Source organism: Caulobacter segnis, assembly GCF_029543125.1.
GTDB lineage: Bacteria > Pseudomonadota > Alphaproteobacteria > Caulobacterales > Caulobacteraceae > Caulobacter > Caulobacter segnis_D.
In genome coordinates this window covers 876,304-895,852 of sequence record NZ_JARQWW010000001.1, presented here as the reverse complement: position 1 = coordinate 895,852, position 19,549 = coordinate 876,304, and the positions used below count along the sequence as shown (strand labels likewise).

The following is a 19,549-nucleotide window of genomic DNA, read 5'->3' as shown; positions in this document are numbered from 1 at the left end:
GACTATTCCTCGCAGTTCACGACCCAGCGCCAGTGCAGGCGGTGCAGGGCGCTGGCGCTGACCCAGGCGTGAATGGCGCCGCCGGCGGCGAAGGCCAGGCCGACCAGGGCGATCAGGCCGTCCGGTTGGAGCGCCGTAATCAGGACCATCGCGGCGATGGCCGTCAGGGCGCCGACCGTCATGTTGACGCGCAGGATCAGACGCCACACGCGGATGGAGGTGGGAAGGCCGCGCGCCACGATCAGGTCTCGCCGCGAGCGCTGGCGGAGAGCCTCGCGAACAGGGCGTCGAGACGCAACGAGGCGTGGGCCGCAGGCTGGGCTTCAGGCGAGCGCCAGCCGCGCAAAAGGCTTGTCCTGGACGTCACGTCCGAAGACGCCGTGCGTGCGAGATCGTCGCCCTCGGCCACGGTCTCGAACTCATAATAGGCGAGGCTGGTCTGATCGATCTTCGCGAACAGGCCGCGTACGTCCGGACCGCAGCCCGCCGCCTGCATCTTCACCAGGTTTCCCATGTTCGCCCTCCCCGCGCCGCATTGCGTGGGGCGAGACGTGCCATGGTCGAGCTTGAATATCACGAGGGCGAAGCTCAGATTTTACAATGCTTTACATTTGAATTCATTGAGGATTTTTGATTGCCATCAAGCGGCGGGAGGTGGGGCCGAACGTGCTGAACGCGACACTTCGCCCATGCCGGCGGTGCATTTTGAGGTTGCGTCAGACCAAGCTTCACTATGACTAGGCGCAGGCTCGCACCTATCGCCGGTTGCGGGCGACGGGGGAGGCGAATGCAGGTCGCGCTGCTCGACGACGACGAGACGCACAATGCGCTGACCCGAGGCCTCCTTGAGGCGGCGGGCTGGGATTGCGCGTGCTTCACCCGGCCTCAGGAATTTCTCACCGCCTTCCGCCGCCAGACCTTCGACCTGGTGATGGTCGACTGGAACATGCCGGGCATGGACGGGCTGCAGGTGATCGCCGCCATGAACGCCCTGCCGGCCGCCCCGCCGCCGGTCCTGCTGGTCACCAGCCGGTCGCAGGAGAGCGACGTGGTCGCCGGCCTGAACGCCGGAGCCGATGACTACATCGTCAAGCCGGCAGATCCGGCGGTCCTGGTGGCGCGGGTCAACGCTCTGGTCCGCCGCCTGAACCGCACCCTCTCCGCCGACGCGCCGGAGCAGTTCGGCGCCTACCGGCTCGACCCCGCCAGCGACACCGTCCACCTGGCGGGCGAGGCGGTGGTGATGACCGCCAAGGAATTCCAGCTCGCCCGGCAGCTCTTCGCCAACGCCGGACGCGCGCTGTCCCGGGAGTATCTGCTCGAGAAAATCTGGGGGCAGCGTCCCGATCTGGAGAGCCGCACCCTCGACGCCCACGTCTCGCGGCTGCGCAGCAAGCTGTCGCTGCGGCCGGACAACGGGTTCCGCCTCGTGACCGTCTATGGCTTCGGCTACCGCCTGGAGCCCTGCGAAATGACGGCCGCCTCCATGAGCCTTCAGGATCAATGAAAGCCCCAGCTCTCGCCTTGGCCGCGTTCGCCATGCTCGCCACGCCGGCCTTCGCCGCGCCCGTCCCGCAGGCCGCCGAGACGCCGATCGCCTATGTCGTTCGGCAGGGGGACAACCTCTACACCCTGGCCCAGCGCTATCTGATCAAGCTCAGCGACTACAAGCGCGTGCGCACGGCCAGCGGCGTGCGCAATGTGCGGGCCTTGCGGGTCGGATCGACCCTGAAGATCGAGCCTCAGCTTCTGCGGTTCGAACCGATCGAGGCGCGGCTGGTGGCGGTCAGCGGGGCGGTGACCCTGCAGGACGCCCGGGGTTCGGCTCCCGCCGTGCGCGACGCCCGGATTTTTGAAGGCCATCGCCTGATCACCGGCGCCAACTCCTTCGCCACTTTCCAGTTGGCGGACGGCTCGCGCGTGACCCTGCCGTCCAATTCGCGCATGCGGATCGTGCAGATGCGGCGCCTTTTGCTGGATGGCAGCCTGCAGCGCCTGTTCGAATTGGAGAGCGGCCGCAGCGGCGTCAGCGCCACCCCGGCGGAGAACGCCGGCTCGCAGTTTCGCGTCCGCACGCCGCTGTCGGTGACCGCCGTCCGCGGCACTGAGTTCCGCGTGGTTCACGCCGAGGCCGGCGACCGTTCGGCCACCGAAGTGATCGAGGGTCTGGTGGGCGTCGGCGCTGTCGCCGCCGCTGCGCCGGAGACGGCGGTCAAGGCGGCGTTCGGCGTCACGGCCGGCGCCCGGGGCGTGGCCGAGCCGTCCGCCCTGCTGTCTGCTCCTGACCTCGGCCCCGGCGGCGCCGTGCAGGAGGAGCCGCAGCTTCGCTTCGCCGCCAAGCCCCTGGAGGGCGCGGTCAGCTATCGCTTCCAGTTGGCCAATGACGCCGGCTTCGTCGACCTGTTCGCTGAGGGCGACAGCCAGGACGGTCAGGCGGCGTTCCCGTCGGTGCGCGACGGCACCTACTTCGTCCGGCTGACGGCGCTTGACCGCAATGGGCTGGAAGGCCTGCCCAGCGTCTACAGCTTCGACCGCACCTTGAACGTGCTTGAGCCGGGCGCGCCGCCGCAGCCGGAGGGTGACCGCAAGATGCGGCGCTTCCTCTTCCGCTGGAACGCCACGGGGGAAGGTGTGCGGACCTACCGCTTCCAGCTTTCCGCCGATCCGCAGATGAAGACCCTGACGGCGGACCAGCCGGGCCTTACTGAACCCCGGGCGACCGTCACCAATCTGGCGGCCGGGACCTGGTACTGGCGGGTGGTGTCCGTGCGCTACAAGGACGGCGCCTTCACCCAGAAGCTCGGCCCGATCCAGCAGCTACGCATCGGTCAGTAAGGCGTGCGTTCGCCGCGCCAGGCCTTGCGGAGCGTCAGCCGCCGCGTCCTGATCGAATGGGCGGCGGTGGCGGCGGTCTCGACCGTGCTGGTGGCGGTGCTGGCGGGGTTCTCACTGACGGCCCGCGCCGACAACCTGATCCATGACGTGGCCGCCCGGCTGTTGCCGCGCGCCGCCGGCGCCGAGATCGTGGTGGTGGCCATCGATGACGCCAGTCTCGCACAACTGGGCGCATGGCCCTGGCCGCGCGACCGGCACGCCGCCCTTCTGAGACGCCTGGCCGAGGCGCGGCCGCGCGCCGTGCTTTACGACGTTCTGTTCACCGAGCCGGCGGCCGATCCGGCGCAGGACGCGGGCCTTGCCCGGGCGATGAGGGGAGCGCGCGTCTATCTGCCGGTCCTGGCCGACCGAACCCTGGTTCCGCCCATCCCCACCCTTGCCGCCAAGGCGGCGGGCGTCGGCGCGGTTGACGTTCATCTGGACGAGGACGGACTGGTGCGGCGTGCGGCGTTCGGGACCGTCGCGGCCGAGCCGCTGGCCTGGGCGCTCTATGGCGACCTCGCACCAGCCGCCGTCGCGCCCGGGTCACCGCCTTTGATCCGTTTCGCTGATCCGAAGGCGAGTTACGCAACCGCGTCCTTCGCCAGCGTGCTGGCCGGCGAGGTTCCGGACGCCTTCATCAAGGACCGCATCGTCCTGGTCGGCGCGACGGCTGCGGGGCTTGGCGAACGTTTCCCGACCCCGCTCAGCGGCGGGGCGGCGAACATGCCGGGGGTCGAGCTGCAGGCCAACATCATCGACAACCTGCTGGGCGGCCACATGGTGCGGGATGTGCCCCGCGCGCTGGTGATCGCCGCCTGCATCCTGCCGCTGTGGCTGCTGCTCGCGGCCTTCCTGCTGGCCCCGCCGCGCTGGACGTTGGTGGTTGGCGCCGGTCTGGCGGCCCTGCTGCTGTGCGTCAGCATGGTTCTCTATGGCCTGGGCTTCTGGCTGCCGCCCGCTGCTGGCGTGGCGGGGCTCGCCCTGGTGTTTCCGCTGTGGGGATGGCGCCGTCTCGCCGCCACCAGTGACGGCCTGGCGTTGGAATTGACCAGGCTGAGGGCGCGGTTGGCGGGCAGCGAGGAGGCCCCGGTCGCGTCAAGTCAAGCGGGCGGCGATGTGCTGGCCCGGCAGATGGAGGACATCAGCCTTGCGATCGAGCAGGTGGACGACCTGCGCCGGTTCGCCGCCGACGCCCTGTTCAGCCTGCCCGACGCCACCCTTGTGCTCGACCCGAACCGCCGGGTGTTGGCGGCCAATGGCGCGGCGCGGGCCTTGTTCGGTGAAGCGGTGCATGGGCGGTCGGCGTCGGCTCTGATCGGGAGCCTGTCGCCGAAGAGGGGACCGGACCTCGACGTCTGGCCGCCGCAAGACGCCGCCCCACCCGTGGAGTTGGTCCTGACCGATGGCCGGGCGTTCGAGATGCAGTCGGTCTGGCGGCTGGATGAGGCCGGGGCGCCGGCGGGCTGGATCGTGCGCCTGGCCGACGTGACCTTGCTGAAGTCCGCCCTGCGCCAGCGCGAGCAGGCGTTGCAGCTTCTGACCCACGACATGCGCTCGCCTCAGACCTCGATCCTGGCCCTGCTGCAGAGCGCGCCGGAGGCGTCGGTGGAGGCGAGCCTCGGCGGCCGCATCGCCGCCTATGCCCGCCGCACCCTGGCCCTGGCCGACGGCTTCGTGCGTCTGGCGCGGGCGGAGGACGCGACGCCGCGCCGGCAGAAGGTCGACCTCAGCGATGTTCTGATGGAGGCCGCTGACGAGCTTTGGCCTCAGAGCCGCCAGCGCGGCATGACCATCGAGCAGGCGGGCCTCGACGAGCCGCGCTTCGTGCGTGGGGACCGGGAGATCCTGACCCGCGTCTTCGTCAATCTGCTCAGCAATGCGGTGAAGTACGGACCGGAGCACTCGATCATCCGTCTGACGGCCTCATCGAAGGACGGCGTCGTGGAGGTCGAAGTGGCGGACGAGGGACCGGGCTTCACCGCCGAGGAGCAGGCGCGGTTGTTCGGCGCCTTTTCCGCCTTCGAGCGGCCTCAGGCGCAGACTGACGGGGTCGGGCTGGGTCTGGCCTTCGTGCAGACCGCCGTGACCCGGCATGGAGGGCAGGTGGCCTTGTGCAGCGCCCCCGGCGTCGGGGCGGTCTTCGCGGTCAGCTTGCCGGCGGCGTGACCGGCAGGGCCGCGTCGAGCAGGCGCGCCAGGGTCTTGGCGTCGAAGGCCTTGCGGTGGTCGGTGGCGGTGACCTGATAGGCCGGCAGGCCGGTGGCGGCGTCGAGGGCGACGACGGAAAGCGACTGGCCCGGGCGGGCGCCGCCCATGCGCGAGCGGCCGGGCGCGGCGATCCAGGCCTTGGGCGTCTCCTCGGCCCCGGCGCCGCCCGACACCCCGACCGCGGTCGGCAGGTCGCTCAGCGCCACCTGGATCAGCATCTCGGGCTTGTCGCCCGCCGGCTGGGCGCCGAGGGCCTGAAGCCGGGTCATCACCGGCTGGTCAGCGGGACCGCTGGTCTGCGGAACGGTCAGCAGGGCGACCCGCTTGCCGCGCAGAGCGCCGAGCTCGCCTTTGGCGATCACTTCAGGCGGCTTGGCGCAGGCGGTGACCGCGAGGCCAAGGCCAAGGATCAGGCCGATGCGCGTCATCACAAAATCCCCCCCGATTGCTTCGGCGGCTATCTAGCCTCGCCGTGGATGGCTTGCCCAGCTAAGAGCAGAAGGAACGCCGCCGGAAGCTTCACCATGCCGCACCCGTTTCATTTCGCCCTCCATGTCACCGACCTCGATGAGGCGCGCCGCTTCTACGGCGGGGTGTTGGGATGCCAAGAGGGGCGCAGCACCGAGACCTGGGTGGATTTCGACTTCTTCGGACATCAGCTCTCTCTGCACCTCGGCGAGCCCTTCGCCACGGGACGCACCGGCAAGGTGGGCGAGCACATGGTGCTGATGCCGCACTTCGGGGTGGTCTTGCCCATGGCGGAATGGATGGCCTTGAGCGACCGGATGACGGCCGCCGGCACGGTGTTCGAGATTCCGCCGGTGATCCGCTTCGCGGGCGAGCCGGGTGAACAGCGGACCATGTTCTTCGTCGATCCCAGCGGCAATCCGATCGAGATCAAGGGCTTCGCCGACATGGGTGCGGTGTTCGCACAATGACCACGGTGGCTTTCGTCAACCGACTGCCCGCCGAGGCCGAGGCGCAGTGGCTGAAGGCCTTGGCCTCGGCCATGCCGGAGCTGGCCGTGCGGACCCTGCGCGATATCGACGCCGCCGAACGTGATGCGGTCAGGGTCGCGGTGGTCGCCAATCCGGATCCGGCCGACCTGGCGGCCTTGCCGAACCTGCAATGGGTTCACAGCACCTGGGCCGGGGTCGAACGCATGGTGGCGGAGCTTGGGGCGGACGCGCCGCCTATCGTCCGCCTGATCGATCCCGAGCTCGCCCGGGCCATGGCCGAGGCGGTCCTCGCCTGGACCTACTATCTCCAGCGCGACATGCCGGCCTATGCGGCGTCACAAGGCGAGCGCCGCTGGGAGCCGCGTCCCTATCGCCGACCGCAGGAGATGACGGTCGGACTGCTCGGCCTCGGAGCTCTGGGCGCCGCCGCCGCCGGCCGTCTGTCCGAGGCTGATTTCCAAGTCGCGGGCTGGAGCCGCACGCCGAAGGACATGCCCGGCGTAGCCGCTCACACCGATCTTTCGCGGGTGTTGAAGGTCGCCGACATCGTGGTCTGTCTGACGCCGCTGACGGCCCAGACGCGGGGGCTGCTGAATGCGGAGCGCCTGGAGCAGATGAAGCCCGGCGCGGCCCTGATCAACTTCGCGCGCGGGCCGATCGTCGTGGCCGATGATCTGATCGCGGCGCTGGACGCCGGCCATCTGTCCCATGCCGTGCTCGACGTCTTCGACCAGGAGCCGTTGCCGGCCGGCTCGCCGCTGTGGAGCCACCCGAAGGTGACGGTCCTTCCGCACATCTCGGCGGTGACTGACCGGCGGACCGCTTCGGCCATCGTCGCCGGCAATATCCGTCGCTGGCTGGCGCAAGGCGTGTTGCCGCAAGCCGTGGACATGGCCAGGGGTTACTGAGCCCCGACGTTGACACTCCGGCGCGGGTCAGCGATCCCAAGGCTAGGGGAGAGGCGAGTCTGATGCACGGCAAACGCGTTCTGGTCACCGGCGGCGCCGGTTTCATCGGCTCCCACCTTTGCGAGCGGCTGCTCGAAGCGGGCCACGAGGTCCTCTGCCTCGACAACTATTACACAGGCACCCGCCGCAACGTGGCGCATCTGCTGGACAACCCGGCCTTCGAGCTGCTGCGCCACGACGTGACCTTCCCGCTCTTCGTGGAGGTCGACGAGATCTACAATCTCGCCTGCCCGGCCAGCCCGATCCACTACCAGCACGACCCCGTGCAGACGACCAAGACCAGCGTCCACGGGGCGATCAACATGCTGGGCCTGGCCAAGCGCCGGCGGGCCAAAATATTCCAGGCCTCCACCAGCGAGGTCTATGGCGACCCCACCTGGCACCCGCAGCCGGAGGAGTACTGGGGCAACGTGAACCCGATCGGGATCCGCTCCTGCTACGACGAGGGCAAGCGCTGCGCCGAGACCCTGTTCTTCGACTATCACCGCCAGCACAAGCTGCGGATCAAGGTGGCGCGGATCTTCAACACCTACGGCCCGCGCATGCATCCCAATGACGGCCGCGTGGTGTCGAACTTCATCGTCCAGGCGCTGAAGGGCGAGGACATCACCCTTTATGGCGACGGCGCCCAGACCCGGTCGTTCTGCTATGTGGACGATCTGGTGGAGGGGTTCCTGCGCCTGATGGGAACCGGTGACGACGTCACCGGTCCGATCAATCTGGGCAACCCCGGCGAGTTCACGATCAAGGCCCTGGCCGAGAAGGTGATCGCCCTGACCGGCTCGTCGTCCAAGCTGATCTACAAGCCGTTGCCTTCGGATGATCCGCGTCAACGTCAGCCCAATATCGAGAAGGCCAAAGCCATCCTCGACTGGGAGCCGACCGTCCATCTCGAGGACGGCCTGCGCAAGACCATCGCCTATTTTGACGGACTGCTGTCGGACGGCGCTGCGGCCTGACGCCGGGGAACCTTCGCCGCCGGCGACGCATTCGTGCTCCAAGGTCGCTTCCGACCCAGGAGAATTGAACATGCGCGCCATCGCCGTCGTGCTGCTCTCGGCAGCCGCCCTCACCAGTCTTTCCGCTTGCGCCAGCAATGGCTACGGCGGCCGCTACGCCTCTTATGAAGACCGCTGCCGCGGCGAACGCGCCAACCAGCGCGCCGCGGGCACCGTCGCCGGCGCCGCTCTGGGCGCCCTGGCCGGCAGCGCCATCGCCGGCAACAGCTCCAACACCGCCGGCACGATCGCGGGCGGCGTGGTCGGCGGCGTGGTCGGCAACCAGGTGGCCAAGGGCGATCCTTGCCCCGGCGACTACTACCGCTGATCGGGCGCTCTTAGCCCAACGAATGAGCGGGTCGGCGACATCGCCGGCCCGCTTGTCGTTTGAGCTCTTTATCTCGTCTGAGCGAAGTCTATTGGCGACGAAGGAAGCGGTCCTCGAAGGCGCTTGTCGGCAACGCTGGGCGGGCCGTCGGCTCGTCGTCCGAAAGGTCGATCACCCGCACCTCCGGATGCCGAAAGCCAAGCTCTGCGGCGCGACGTTCGGCCTGCGCGCTGCTGCCCACGATCTCCGTATGACTAGGCGAGCGGTCGCCCACGCTGTCAAAGGCTTCGACGCAAAACCGCTGAACCATGGGGCGCTCCTTCACCTTGGCAACGCCAGGTTGTGAGCGGGGTTCCGACGGCGACGCTTAGGCCGTGGCGCGCGTCATGCCCCGGCGTCGGTCGTCGGACCACGAGATCGCCCAGATCAGCAGGCCGCCCAGCGCCAGGCCGCAGCCGACCCAACCGGTCGCTGTCCAGCCATAGCCGGCGGCCACCGCCATACCGCCCAGCCAGGGGCCGATGGCGTTGGCGGTGTTGAAGGCGCTGTGGTTCAGGGCGGCGCCCAGGGTCTGGGCGTCGCCGGATACGTCCATCAGGCGGGTCTGCAGGATTGAGCCCAGTCCGCCGCCGCATCCGATCAGGAACACCACCAAAAGCATGGACCACAGGTGCCCGGCGGCGAAGGGGTAAAGAGCCAGCGACGCGGCGCTCCAAAGCAGGATGCCGCCCGCCGCCGGCATCTGGGCGCGGTCGGCGGCCCAGGCGCCGACCAGGTTGCCCACGGTCATGCCGACGCCGAACACCGCAAAGACGATCGGGGTCGTCTGGGCGCTGACGCCCGTGACCGCCATGAGGGTGGAGGCCAGATAGGCGTAGACCGCAAACATGCCGCCAAAGCCGATGGCGCCGATGCCCAGGGTCAGCCAGACCTGCCGACGCTTCAGCGCACCCAGCTCGCGCAGGGGGCTCGCGTTCGGATCGCCCGCGTCTTTCGGTGCGTAGGCATGAACCAGGAGCATGGTCAGGGCGGCCAGGGCGGCGACGATGGCGAAGGTCGACCGCCAGCCGAACTCCAGGCTGACAGTCTTGGCGAAAGGCACGCCGATGATGGTGGCGATGGTCAGCCCCATCAGCACGCGGGCCACGGCCTGGGCGCGCTTCTCGGGCGGGACCAGAGACGCCGCCACCAGCGCCGCCACGCCGAAATAGGCGCCGTGCGGCACGCCGCTGAGGAAGCGGAAAAGCAGCATCCACTCGTAGCTGGGCGCCAGGGCCGACAGGCCGTTGCCGAGGGCGAACAGCGCCATGAGGCCGATCAGAAGGGTGCGGCGCGGCAGACGCGCGCCAAGCACCGCCAACAGCGGCGCGCCGACCACGACGCCCAGGGCATAGGCGCTGATCACGTGACCCGCGGTGGGCTCATCGATCCCCAGGCCGGCGGCGAAGTCGGGCAGAACGCCCATGGCCGCGAATTCGGTGGTGCCGATGGCGAAGCCGCCCATGCTGAGGGCGAGGAGCGCCAGGCGCACATGCGCGGCAGGTCCGGCGCGCGTCGGCGCCGGAGGCGTGGAGGATGTCATCTTGGCCGGACCGGGAGGCGTCAGGGGAGGGTGCGCCTGCGGCGCTGAAACCCAAATAGGCCCTCAGGGCCGCGACGCAATCCGGCTTCCCGCCGCCGAACGCGGCTTTTTGCGGATGCAGCCCCGATGGGCGCCCGACAGCGAGCGCGCGGGTGGATAAGCACCGGGCACGACTGGCCCCGGTAGCTGCCGTTGCGACGGGGCGGGGGCGAAGCGGCGCATGGCTTGGGTTGCGTCGCGTGCCTTTTTCCAGGCCTCTCAACGCGCTTTTGGGGTCAATCCGTCGCTCCGCGCCCGCAGCCGCTAGCCGCTCGGGGGCCGAAGCTTCGCCTCCAGCCCGCCGGCTTCCCGGTTGCTGATCGAAAGCGTCCCGCCGAAGCGGCGCAGGAGCCGGTCGGCGGTCGGGATGCCCAGGCCGAAGCCGGCGGTGTCACGAGCGCGGGCGGGATCGCCCCTGAAAAAGGGCTCATAGACCCGGGCCAGGCTTTCCGAGGACAGTCCGGGACCGTTGTCCAGCACGGTGATCAACGGGCCGTCCTCGGTCGCCTCGAGCCGTACGACGGCGTTGCCGCCATGGCGCACGGCGTTGTCGATCAACTGCACAAGCGCCTGTTCCAACGGGCCGCGATGGGTGACGGCCATAAGGCTGTCGGGCCCTTCATAGGCCGCCGTTTCCGGCCAGCGCGCCAGCACATCGCGCATCAGGGCGGCGAGGTCGGTCTCCTCCGCGGTGCTAGGCTGGTGCTGGGCCCGCAGCCAGGCGGAGAGGGAGCGGAGCATTTCCTCCAACTCGTCGACATTGTCCGAGACCAGGCCGCGCACGTCCTTCGGGCCGATCAGATCCGAGGCTAGTTTCAGGCGGCTGAGCGGGGTGCGCAGGTCGTGGCTCAAAGCTTCCATGGCGCGGGCTTCGTCCTCGATCAGACCGGTGATGCGCCCCTGCATGTCGTTGAAGGCGTGGCTGAGGTCGGCCAGCTCCGGCGGCCCCTCGGGCTTCACCAGGACGGGCGGCCCCTTGCCGAACTGACGGGCCGCCTCGGCGAGGCGCCGCAGGGGGGCGCCGAGCTGGCGCAGCGCCACGGCGCCCAGCACCAGGCAGGCCAGGGCGAAGGCCAGGGTCATGGCCACCGCCCGCAGGGCGATGGGCCAGCTGCGGGGAAAGTCCTTGGAGCGGAAGGTCAGCCAGCGGCCGTCTTCCAAGGCCATGGCGCCCGCCAGATAGCGGCGCCCGCCCGGGCCGGTCTCTCCCCAGAGGCGCATGGGGCGCTGGGCGAGGGAGGGCTCCCACTGGCGCACATAGCCTTCGATGGCCTCGGCGTTTTCCTCGCGCGTCCGGGGCCAGGCCGGCTTCTGGTCCGCGATCGAGGCCTCGAGATAGCGGCTGGTCATGATCTGGCTGAGATCGGTCTCCAGTCGGCTTACGCGGTCTCCGACGACCAGGAACTCGGCGATGCGGCGTGCGTGGTCCTCGCGCAGGGTCTGCCGGTCGATGGCCTGGTAGAAGGCCACGCTCGCCAGCAGCTGAACCACGACTACGGCCACCACCACCAGGATGGAGCGGGCGACGAAACCTCCGGGCAACGGAGATGTGGCTCTGAAGGGCCGGACCATGAAACTGGTCTACACGAGGTTCAGGCCCTTGGGCCACCCGCACGCACTGCGGCGATGAAAGTCGAGATGCGCCGGCTTTTCAAAAATATAGAACATTCGGTGTGATTTTATCCAACTACATCCATGGCTCAGCCGGCCCTATCAATGAGCTCACGGCGGGGGGAACAGTCAGTCCCGAGGAACGCCGCAGCGAAATCCAACGGAGACGACCATGACCATCACCGCCACCCCGACCGCCGCCAAGGGCCTGCTGACCCCGAACGATCACGCCCTGGTCCTCATCGACTTCCAGTCGCAGATGGCCTTCGCCACCAAGTCGATCGCCCCGGAGCTGCTGCGCAACAACGCATCCCTGGTCGCCCAGGCCGCCGCCGGCTTCAAGGTTCCCACCATCCTGACCACCGTCGCCGAGAAGAGCTTCTCCGGCCCGATGTTCGAGGAAGTCACCGCCCCCTTCCCCGGCCAGAAGCTGCTGGACCGCACCTCCATGAACACTTGGGAGGACGCCGCGGTGATCGAGGAGGTCAACCGCATCGGCAAGGAGCGTCTGGTCTTCGCCGGCCTGTGGACCAGCGTCTGCATCGTCGGCCCGGTTCTGTCGGCCCTGGAGCAAGGCTTCGAGGCCTACGTGATCACCGACGCCTCGGGCGACATCTCCGAGGAAGCGCACGAGCGCGCCGTGGCCCGCATGGTCCAGGCCGGCGCCCGCCCCATAACCTCGCTGCAATATCTGCTCGAGCTGCAACGCGACTGGGCCCGCGCCGAGACCTACGACCTGACCACGGGCATCGCCCGCAAGGTGGGCGGCGCCTACGGCATCGGCATCACCTACGCCAAGTCCATGTTCGGCGCCTCGGAAGGCGGCCACTGACCGGTTCGGGCGCCGCCAGGCGCGGCGCCCGACCTCCCCCGACATCACGATATTCAAGGATCAGACCCATGAGCTTCATCACCACCAAGGACGGCGCCGAAATCTTCTTCAAGGACTGGGGTCCGCGCGACGGCCAGCCGATCGTTTTCTCCCATGGCTGGCCGTTGTCGGCCGACGCCTGGGACGGACAGATGCTGTTCATGGCCCAGCAGGGCTATCGGGTGGTCGCTCATGACCGCCGCGGTCACGGCCGCTCCGCCCAGACCGCCGGCGGCAATGACATGGACACCTATGCCGACGACCTGGCGGCGGTGATCGAGGCCCTGGACCTCAAGAACATCGTGCTGGTCGGCCACTCCACCGGCGGCGGCGAGATCACCCGCTATGTGGGCCGTCACGGGACGGGCCGGGTGGCCAAGATGGTGCTGGTCGGCGCAGTGCCGCCGATCATGGCCAGGACCGAGGCCTATCCGAACGGCCTGCCGATCGCGGTGTTCGACGGCATCCGCGCCGGCGTCGCCGCCAACCGCTCCAAGTTCTACCTGGACCTGACCACGCCCTTCTACGGCTTCAACCGCGAAGGGGTGGAAGCTGACGAGGGCCTGCGTCAGGCCTTCTGGGCCCAGGGCATGGCCGGTTCGATCGTCGGGCAGTACGCCTGCGTCCGCGAGTTCTCCGAGGTCGACTACACCGAGGATCTGAAGAAGATCGACGTGCCGACCCTGATCATCCACGGCGACGACGACCAGATCGTGCCCATCGGCAATTCGGGCGAGCTTTCATCCAAGATCGTCAAGGGCGCTGAGTTGAAGGTCTATGAGGGCGGCTCTCACGGCCTCGCCCAGACCGAGCAGGCGCGCTTCAACGCCGACCTGCTGGCCTTCGTCCGCAGCTGAGCCTTAAAAGTCGAACAGGAACCGGCGCCATGAAGATCTATCTCGTCTCCCTCGGCGCCGGCCTTCTTGTCGGCGTGATCTATCACCTCCTGGGGGTGCGCTCGCCCGCGCCCCCGATGGTCGCCCTCATCGGCCTGCTGGGCATACTGATGGGCGAACAGATGATCCCCGTCGCCAAGCGACTGACCGGCCACGCCGCGCCGGTCACGCAAAGCCAGATCTCCCAACCGACCGATCGCGAGGACCGCCCATGATCCGAACGACCCGCCGCCAGACTCTCGCCGGCGCAGCCGCCGCCGCCTTCGCCTCCCCCGCCTTCGCCGCCAAGGACCGACCCATGACCGACCTGATCCTCGTCAACGCCAAGGTCTCGACCCTCGACCGCGAGAATCCGACCGCCCAAGCCGTGGCCATCCGCGACGGCAAGTTCCTGGCCGTGGGCTCGGAGGCCGAGGTCCGCGCCATCGCGCCGAAGGCCCAGGTGATCGACGCCGGCGGACGCCGGGTGATCCCGGGCCTGATCGACAGCCACATGCACATCATCCGCGGCGGGCTGAACTACAACATGGAGCTGCGCTGGGACGGGGTGCCGACCCTGGCCGACGCCATGGCCATGCTGAAGAAGCAGGCCGCCAACACCCCGCCGCCGCAGTGGGTGCGCGTGGTCGGCGGCTTCACCGAGCACCAGTTCGTCGAAAAGCGCCTGCCGACCATCGAGGAGATCAACGCCGCCGCGCCCGATACGCCGGTGTTCATCCTGCACCTCTATGACCGCGCCTTGCTGAACGCCGCCGCCCTGCGCGCCGTGGGCTACACAAAGGACACGCCCAACCCGCCGGGCGGCGAGATCGTCCGCGACGCGGCAGGCAATCCCACCGGCTTGCTGCTGGCCAAGCCCAACGCCACCATTCTCTATTCGACCTTGGCCAAGGGGCCGAAGCTGCCGCCAGAGTATCAGCTGAACTCCACGCGCCACTTCATGCGCGAGATGAACCGCCTGGGCGTGACCGGGGTCATCGATGCGGGCGGCGGCTTCCAGAACTATCCGGACGACTATGAGATCATCGAGAAGCTGCACGCCGACGATCAGCTGACCCTGCGCATCAGCTACAACCTCTTCACCCAGAAGCCGAAGGAAGAGCTGGCCGACTTCGCCGGCTGGGCCAAGCAGGTGAAGCCGGGCGACGGCGACGACACATATCGCCACAACGGCGCCGGCGAGATGCTTGTCTATTCGGCCGCCGACTTCGAGGACTTCCGCGTCGAGCGTCCCGAGATGCCGGCCAACATGGAGACGGACCTGGAGCCGGTCATCCGCCTGCTGTCGGAAAACCGCTGGCCCTGGCGCCTGCACGCCACCTATGACGAGACCATCGACCGCGCCCTGAACGTCTTCGAGAAGGTCAACAAGGACGTCCCGTTCAACGGCCTGCACTGGTTCTTCGACCACGCCGAGACGATCAGCGAGCGCAACATCGACCGTATCGCTGCGCTGGGCGGCGGCATCGCCGTGCAGCACCGCATGGCCTATCAGGGCGAGTACTTCGTCGAGCGCTACGGCGACCGAGCGGCGGAAAGCACTCCGCCGATCGCCAAGATGCTGAACGCCGGCGTGCCGGTGGGCGCGGGCACCGACGCCACCCGGGTGGCCAGCTACAATCCCTGGGTCTCCCTGTCCTGGCTGACCACGGGCAAGACCGTCGGCGGCATGCGCCTGTACCCGCAGCGCAATCTGCTGGACCGCGAGACGGCGCTTCGCCTCTGGACCGAGCGCAACACCTGGTTCTCCAACGAAGAGGGCAAGAAGGGCCAGATCAAGGAAGGCCAGCTGGCCGACCTGATCGTGCTTTCCGACGACTACTTCTCGGTTCCCGAGGACGCCATCGCCCACCTGTCTTCGGTGCTGACCATCCTGGGCGGCAAGGTGGTGCATGGCGACGGCGGCTATTCCAAGCTGGCCCCGGATTTGCCGCCGGCCATGCCGGACTGGTCGCCGGTGCGCACCTTCGGCGGCTATCACAACCGCAGCCGAAACGACGGCAAGACGGGCTTGGCCGCCGCGCTCAGCCGGGCCTGCTCCTGCGACAGCGCCTGCAATGTCCACGGCCACGACCACGCCTCGGCCTATGCGGCCGAGGCGCCCACCGCCGATGCGCGCTCCTTCTGGGGCGTCATGGGCTGCGGCTGCTGGGCGGTGTGATCATGAACCCGACCGCCACACCGACTCCCATCGCCGCCATCCTGCGCTCGCGGGCGACGCTGATCGCGGCCCGCATCCTTCTCACCCTGCCGTTCTGGTGGAGCGGTCTGTCCAAGCTGGCCAATCTCGACGCCGCTCTCGGCGAGGCCGCCCACTTCGGGCTGCAGCCGGCCTGGCTGATCGTGGCCGCCACGATCCTTGTCCAGGTCGGCGGCTCGGCGCTGATCATCGCCGGGCGGCTGTCCTGGCTGGCAGCCGGTGCGCTGGGGGTGTTCACCGCCATCGCCACCCTGATCGCCCATCCGTTCTGGACGCTCGCCGATCCCATGGCCCGCTTCCACGAGACCAACACCTTTCTGGAGCATGTGGGGCTGATCGGCGCCTTCATGCTGGCGGCGATCCTCGCCGAGCGGGAGCAGGCCTGACCTGAGCATCGCGAGGCGCCTTTTCGGATTTCTGGAAAAACGTCTCGCGATTTATCCAACTACTTCGCGCCTGTGAGCTTGCCTACCGTTCCATCGAAGACATTCCATTCGAAAGGGCGACGGCCATGACCGCTTCCAAGACCGCCGACACAGCTTCCACCTCCCCATTGAGCTACGGCCTGTTCCGGGCCCTTTGGATCGCGACCATCGTCTCCAACATCGGCACCTGGATGCATGACGTGGGCGCCGGCTGGCTGATGACCTCCCTGTCGCCCAGTCCCCTGATGGTGGCCATGGTTCAGGCGGCGACCACCCTGCCCATGTTCCTGCTGGCCCTGCCGGCCGGGGCCCTGGCCGACATCGTCGATCGCCGCCGCCTGCTGATCGGCGCCCAGGTGCTGGGCCTGAGCGCCGCCGCTGTGCTGGCGGTGCTCACCGCCCTTGGCCTGACGACGCCCTATGTGCTGCTCGGGGCGACCTTCGTAGCCGGCATAGCCGCCGCCCTCAGCGCGCCGGTCTTCCAGGCCATCGTGCCGGAGCTGGTGGCCAAGCCTGCCCTGCCGGACGCCGTGGCGCTGAACAGCCTGGGCGTGAACATCGCCCGCGCCATAGGCCCGGCCCTGGGCGGGGTCATCGTCGCCTTCGCCGGCACCCCGGCGGTCTTCGCCCTCAACGCCGTTTCGGTGGTGGCGGTCCTGGCCGTGCTGATCGGCTGGAAGCGCCCGACCACGCGCGGCGCCCTGCCGTCCGAGCACTTCGTCGGCGCGCTCAAGGCCGGCGTCCGCTACGCCCGTCACGCGCCCGCCCTTCGCCTGGTGCTGATCCGGGCGGTGGGTTTCTTCCTGTTCGGCAGCGCGCTTTGGGCCATGCTGCCCCTGATCGCGCGGCGTGGCCTCGGCCTCGACGCCGCCGGCTATGGCGCCTTGCTGGGCTGCATGGGCTTTGGGGCGGTCATGGGCGCGCTGGCCTTGCGCCGCTTGCGCGGCAAGGTCAGCGCCAACGTCCTGTCGATCGGCGCCACGATCCTGTTCGCTCTGGCCGGGCTGGGTCTCGCCGCGGCGCCCAACGCTGTCGTCGCCGGGGCGGTGATGGTGGCGGCGGGGCTCGCCTGGATCGGCATGCTGACCTCGCTTAACGTGGCGGCCCAGATGGCCGCGCCGGGTTGGGTCAAGGCGCGCGCCTTGGCGGTCTATCTGCTGGTGTTCCAAGGGGCGATGACCGGCGGCAGTCTGATCTGGGGCTCCCTGGCCGCCCGGACCGACGTGCCGACCGCTCTGACGATCGCCGCCGCCGGTCAGGTAGCCGCCCTGGTGCTCGCCTTCATCTGGCGTCTGCCCTCCGGCGAAGGCGCCGATCTGACGCCGTCCGGCCACTGGGTCGAGCCGCAGGCGACGGGCGCCCAACATGGCGATCGCCCGGTGATGATCGAGATCGAGTATCAGGTCTCGCCCGAGCAGCGGGACGCCTTTGTCGCGGCCCTACGCAAGTTCCGCGCCGTGCGCCGCCGTGACGGCGCCATCCGCTGGGATGTCTGGGAAGACCATGCCGAGCCCGGCCGCGTGATCGAGGCTTTCGTGGTCGAGAGCTGGCTGGAACACGAGCGTCAGCACGCCCGGGTCACCAACGCCGACCGGGTGGAGCAGGACCTGCTCAACGCCTTCCACATTGGTGACCGTCCGCCGGTGGTCCGCCACCTGCTGCGCCCCTTCTAGGAGCGGACGTCATGACCGCTTCCCACTCAGCGCGGCGCCTTCGGGCGTCGCGGACGGCGGCGGCCGGCCTGATCGCCGGCCTCGGGCTGGCCGGTTCGGCCGTCGCTCAGGCGCCGGTGGAGGCCATTTTCGGCCTGGATTTGCGCGCCCGCTACGAAGGGTTCGAGAGCAACTTCTGGGGCGCCGTCGATCCCGCCGATGACGGCTATCTGTGGCTGCGGGCCTTACCAAACGCTGATGTGAAGGCTGGCCCGGTGCGGGCCTATGTGCAACTGGCCGCCACCCAGGCGCGGGGTGTGGGGCTGGGCGAGGGGCCGGTAGACACCACGGGGCTGGACCGTCTGCAGTCCTTCGTCGAGGTCGTGCTGCCGACTGGTGAGGAGACGCAGCTCGTCCTGCAGGCCGGCCGGGCGCTGACGCCGCTGGGCTCCGAGCGCCTGGTTGGCCGTCGCTATGGCCCGAACGTTCCTCAGGCCTTCGATGGTCTGCGCGCCACCGTGAAGACCGCCCGCCTGAAGGTGGACCTGCTCGATCTTCGTCCCGTGGCCGTGGCGCCCGGGAATTTCGATGACCGGCCGTCGCGCACCCGCAGGCTGGGAGGCGTCTATGCGACCGCCGATCTCGGACAGGGCGCGGGGTTGGATGTCTACTGGCTCGACTACGCCAACGACGGCGCACGCTTCGAACAAGGCGCCGCGCGTGAGCGTCGCGACACCTACGGAATCCGCTTCTTCGGCCAACGTGAAAACTGGTCGTGGAACTGGGAGGCCATGGTGCAGCGGGGCCGCTTCGGCGACGACGCCATCGCCGCCTGGTCCGTGGGCACGGAGACCGGCTATCGGTTTGCGGACGCGCCCTTGAAGCCCGCATTCCGCCTGCGGGCCAATTATGTCAGCGGCGATCGTGATCCCGACGACGGCAAGCTCGGCACCTTCAACGCGCTTTTCCCCAAGGGGAAGTACTTCGGCGAGCTGTCGCCCATCGGGCCGTACAACATCGCCAACATCAGCCCGACCGTCAGCCTCGATCTGGGCCGCGGCGTCGGCCTCGACCTCAGCGCCGCCGCCTATTGGCGGGCGAGCACGCGTGACGGCCTTTACGATGTTCCGGGTCAGTTGATCCGGGAGAGCGGTGCGAGCCGCGCCCGCTTCGTCGGAGCGCAGGTCGAGGCGGCCGTGACCTGGCAGGTGGATGAGCGCCTGACCCTTACAGGCTCCATGTCGGTCTTCGCGCCGGGAGGTTTCCTGCGCCAGACGGGCCCCTCGGACGCCATCGGCATGATCGGCGCCGAGACGCTGTGGAGCTTCTAGGCTTGATCTTGGCTCAATAGTGAAAGCGGCATTGCGCGATCTCCAGAGCCTGCGCGGGCCCTGAGCCGGATACCCGGTAGACGAGCCGATCCGAGGTGGTGATGCGTCGCGACCACCACCCTTGAAGGTCGCCACGGAGCGGCTCGGGTTTGCCCATGCCCCGAAAGGGATCGCGCCGGCATTCCTTGATGAGTGTGTTCAGGCGATCAAGCGTATTGGCGTCATGAGCCTGCCAGTGGAGGTAGTCCTCCCAGGCCTGATCGGAGAAAACCAGCTTCATCGCTCGATGAGGTCGCGCTCAACGCCCTTGCCCGCGTCCAGCTGTTTGATCGCCTTTGTCAGGCGTTCGGCATTGGTCGAGGTCGACAGCAGTCGCGTCGTCTCTTCCATGGCGTTCCAGTCGGCCAAGGAGACCATGACGACCGCCTCCCCGCGCTGGCGTGAGATCACGACCGGAGCATGATCATCAACGACCCGATCCATGACCTCCTTCAAATTGGCCCGTGTGGAGGAGAAGGTGAGAACATTCATTGGGCAACTCCTTGCACCCCATGATATGTACGAAATCTTGTACAATCAAGGCGTGCGCAGCCGTGACGGTCAGC

At 68.6% G+C, this 19,549-nt stretch carries 22 protein-coding genes; 14 read left to right on the top strand and 8 right to left on the bottom strand.

Annotation, left to right across the window (positions count from 1 at the left end):
• Positions 1–2: 2 nt before the first annotated feature.
• A complete protein-coding gene (locus tag P7B02_RS04360) occupies positions 3–239 on the bottom strand; it encodes a hypothetical protein (protein ID WP_277785083.1) in 237 nt (78 codons plus the stop codon).
• A 2-nt stretch (positions 240–241) separates the two neighbouring features.
• Positions 242–514, bottom strand: coding sequence for a hypothetical protein (locus P7B02_RS04355; protein WP_277785082.1), 273 nt, complete (start codon positions 512–514; stop codon positions 242–244).
• 273 nt (positions 515–787) lie between these two features.
• On the opposite strand from P7B02_RS04355, the gene P7B02_RS04350 reads away from it, so the two are divergent.
• Genes P7B02_RS04350 through P7B02_RS04340 form a run of 3 tightly spaced genes read left to right on the top strand, consistent with a single transcriptional unit; the run spans position 788 to position 5,043 of the window.
• Positions 788–1,507, top strand: a complete 720-nt coding sequence (locus P7B02_RS04350) for a response regulator transcription factor (protein WP_277785081.1) — start codon at positions 788–790, stop codon at positions 1,505–1,507.
• Positions 1,504–2,835 (top strand): FecR domain-containing protein, encoded by a 1,332-nt coding sequence (locus P7B02_RS04345; RefSeq protein WP_277785080.1) that lies wholly within the window; start codon positions 1,504–1,506, stop codon positions 2,833–2,835. The genes P7B02_RS04350 and P7B02_RS04345 overlap by 4 nt, the downstream gene beginning before the upstream one ends.
• A 3-nt stretch (positions 2,836–2,838) precedes the next feature.
• The gene (locus P7B02_RS04340; protein ID WP_277785079.1) at positions 2,839–5,043 is read left to right on the top strand and encodes a CHASE2 domain-containing protein; all 2,205 of its coding nucleotides are present in this window, start codon (positions 2,839–2,841) and stop codon (positions 5,041–5,043) included.
• Here the strand turns inward: P7B02_RS04340 and P7B02_RS04335 are convergent.
• Positions 5,024–5,512, bottom strand: coding sequence for a hypothetical protein (locus P7B02_RS04335; protein ID WP_277785078.1), 489 nt, complete (start codon positions 5,510–5,512; stop codon positions 5,024–5,026). The two genes, P7B02_RS04340 and P7B02_RS04335, sit on opposite strands and share 20 nt — an antisense overlap.
• A gap of 96 nt (positions 5,513–5,608) precedes the next feature.
• Between P7B02_RS04335 and P7B02_RS04330 the strand changes: the two genes are divergently transcribed.
• From P7B02_RS04330 to P7B02_RS04315, 4 genes are all read left to right on the top strand, one after another.
• Positions 5,609–6,022, top strand: a complete 414-nt coding sequence (locus tag P7B02_RS04330) for a VOC family protein (protein ID WP_277785077.1) — start codon at positions 5,609–5,611, stop codon at positions 6,020–6,022.
• Positions 6,019–6,951, top strand: coding sequence for a 2-hydroxyacid dehydrogenase (locus P7B02_RS04325; RefSeq protein ID WP_277785076.1), 933 nt, complete (start codon positions 6,019–6,021; stop codon positions 6,949–6,951). Before P7B02_RS04330 ends, P7B02_RS04325 begins: the two co-directional genes overlap by 4 nt.
• Positions 6,952–7,013: 62 nt before the next feature.
• A complete protein-coding gene (locus P7B02_RS04320) occupies positions 7,014–7,970 on the top strand; it encodes a UDP-glucuronic acid decarboxylase family protein (protein WP_277785075.1) in 957 nt (318 codons plus the stop codon).
• Positions 7,971–8,040: 70 nt separating this feature from the next.
• Entirely contained in the window at positions 8,041–8,337 is a 297-nt protein-coding gene (locus tag P7B02_RS04315; protein ID WP_277785074.1) for a glycine zipper 2TM domain-containing protein, read from the top strand.
• Positions 8,338–8,425: 88 nt separating this feature from the next.
• Here the strand turns inward: P7B02_RS04315 and P7B02_RS04310 are convergent, their stop codons facing one another.
• From P7B02_RS04310 to P7B02_RS04300, 3 genes are all read right to left on the bottom strand, one after another.
• Complete coding sequence (locus tag P7B02_RS04310) at positions 8,426–8,647, bottom strand: hypothetical protein (RefSeq protein WP_277785073.1); 222 nt, start codon at positions 8,645–8,647, stop codon at positions 8,426–8,428.
• Between the two features lie 57 nt (positions 8,648–8,704).
• Positions 8,705–9,919 carry an MFS transporter gene (locus P7B02_RS04305; RefSeq protein WP_277785072.1) on the bottom strand — a complete coding sequence of 405 codons (1,215 nt, stop codon included), beginning with the start codon at positions 9,917–9,919 and terminating at the stop codon, positions 8,705–8,707.
• Positions 9,920–10,222: 303 nt separating this feature from the next.
• Complete coding sequence (locus P7B02_RS04300) at positions 10,223–11,500, bottom strand: ATP-binding protein (RefSeq protein WP_277785071.1); 1,278 nt, start codon at positions 11,498–11,500, stop codon at positions 10,223–10,225.
• Positions 11,501–11,741: 241 nt separating this feature from the next.
• Between P7B02_RS04300 and P7B02_RS04295 the strand changes: the two genes are divergently transcribed.
• From P7B02_RS04295 to P7B02_RS04265, 7 genes are all read left to right on the top strand, one after another.
• A complete protein-coding gene (locus P7B02_RS04295) occupies positions 11,742–12,401 on the top strand; it encodes a hydrolase (RefSeq protein WP_277785070.1) in 660 nt (219 codons plus the stop codon).
• A gap of 68 nt (positions 12,402–12,469) precedes the next feature.
• Positions 12,470–13,297, top strand: a complete 828-nt coding sequence (locus P7B02_RS04290) for an alpha/beta fold hydrolase (RefSeq protein ID WP_277785069.1) — start codon at positions 12,470–12,472, stop codon at positions 13,295–13,297.
• A gap of 29 nt (positions 13,298–13,326) precedes the next feature.
• Positions 13,327–13,551: a DUF1427 family protein gene (locus P7B02_RS04285; protein WP_277785068.1), complete on the top strand. Its 225-nt coding sequence runs from the start codon at positions 13,327–13,329 to the stop codon at positions 13,549–13,551.
• The gene (locus P7B02_RS04280; protein WP_277785067.1) at positions 13,548–15,497 is read left to right on the top strand and encodes an amidohydrolase; all 1,950 of its coding nucleotides are present in this window, start codon (positions 13,548–13,550) and stop codon (positions 15,495–15,497) included. The genes P7B02_RS04285 and P7B02_RS04280 overlap by 4 nt, the downstream gene beginning before the upstream one ends.
• A gap of 2 nt (positions 15,498–15,499) precedes the next feature.
• Positions 15,500–15,922, top strand: a complete 423-nt coding sequence (locus P7B02_RS04275; protein ID WP_277785066.1) for a DoxX family protein — start codon at positions 15,500–15,502, stop codon at positions 15,920–15,922.
• Between the two features lie 125 nt (positions 15,923–16,047).
• Entirely contained in the window at positions 16,048–17,634 is a 1,587-nt protein-coding gene (locus tag P7B02_RS04270) for an MFS transporter (protein ID WP_277785065.1), read from the top strand.
• Between the two features lie 11 nt (positions 17,635–17,645).
• Positions 17,646–18,944 carry an alginate export family protein gene (locus tag P7B02_RS04265; protein WP_277785064.1) on the top strand — a complete coding sequence of 433 codons (1,299 nt, stop codon included), beginning with the start codon at positions 17,646–17,648 and terminating at the stop codon, positions 18,942–18,944.
• Between the two features lie 13 nt (positions 18,945–18,957).
• On the opposite strand, the gene P7B02_RS04260 is transcribed toward P7B02_RS04265, so the two are convergent.
• Both P7B02_RS04260 and P7B02_RS04255 read right to left on the bottom strand, forming a co-directional pair.
• Positions 18,958–19,224, bottom strand: coding sequence for a Txe/YoeB family addiction module toxin (locus P7B02_RS04260; RefSeq protein ID WP_277785063.1), 267 nt, complete (start codon positions 19,222–19,224; stop codon positions 18,958–18,960).
• Positions 19,221–19,475, bottom strand: a complete 255-nt coding sequence (locus tag P7B02_RS04255) for a type II toxin-antitoxin system Phd/YefM family antitoxin (RefSeq protein WP_277785062.1) — start codon at positions 19,473–19,475, stop codon at positions 19,221–19,223. The genes P7B02_RS04260 and P7B02_RS04255 overlap by 4 nt, the downstream gene beginning before the upstream one ends.
• Positions 19,476–19,549: the final 74 nt, after the last annotated feature.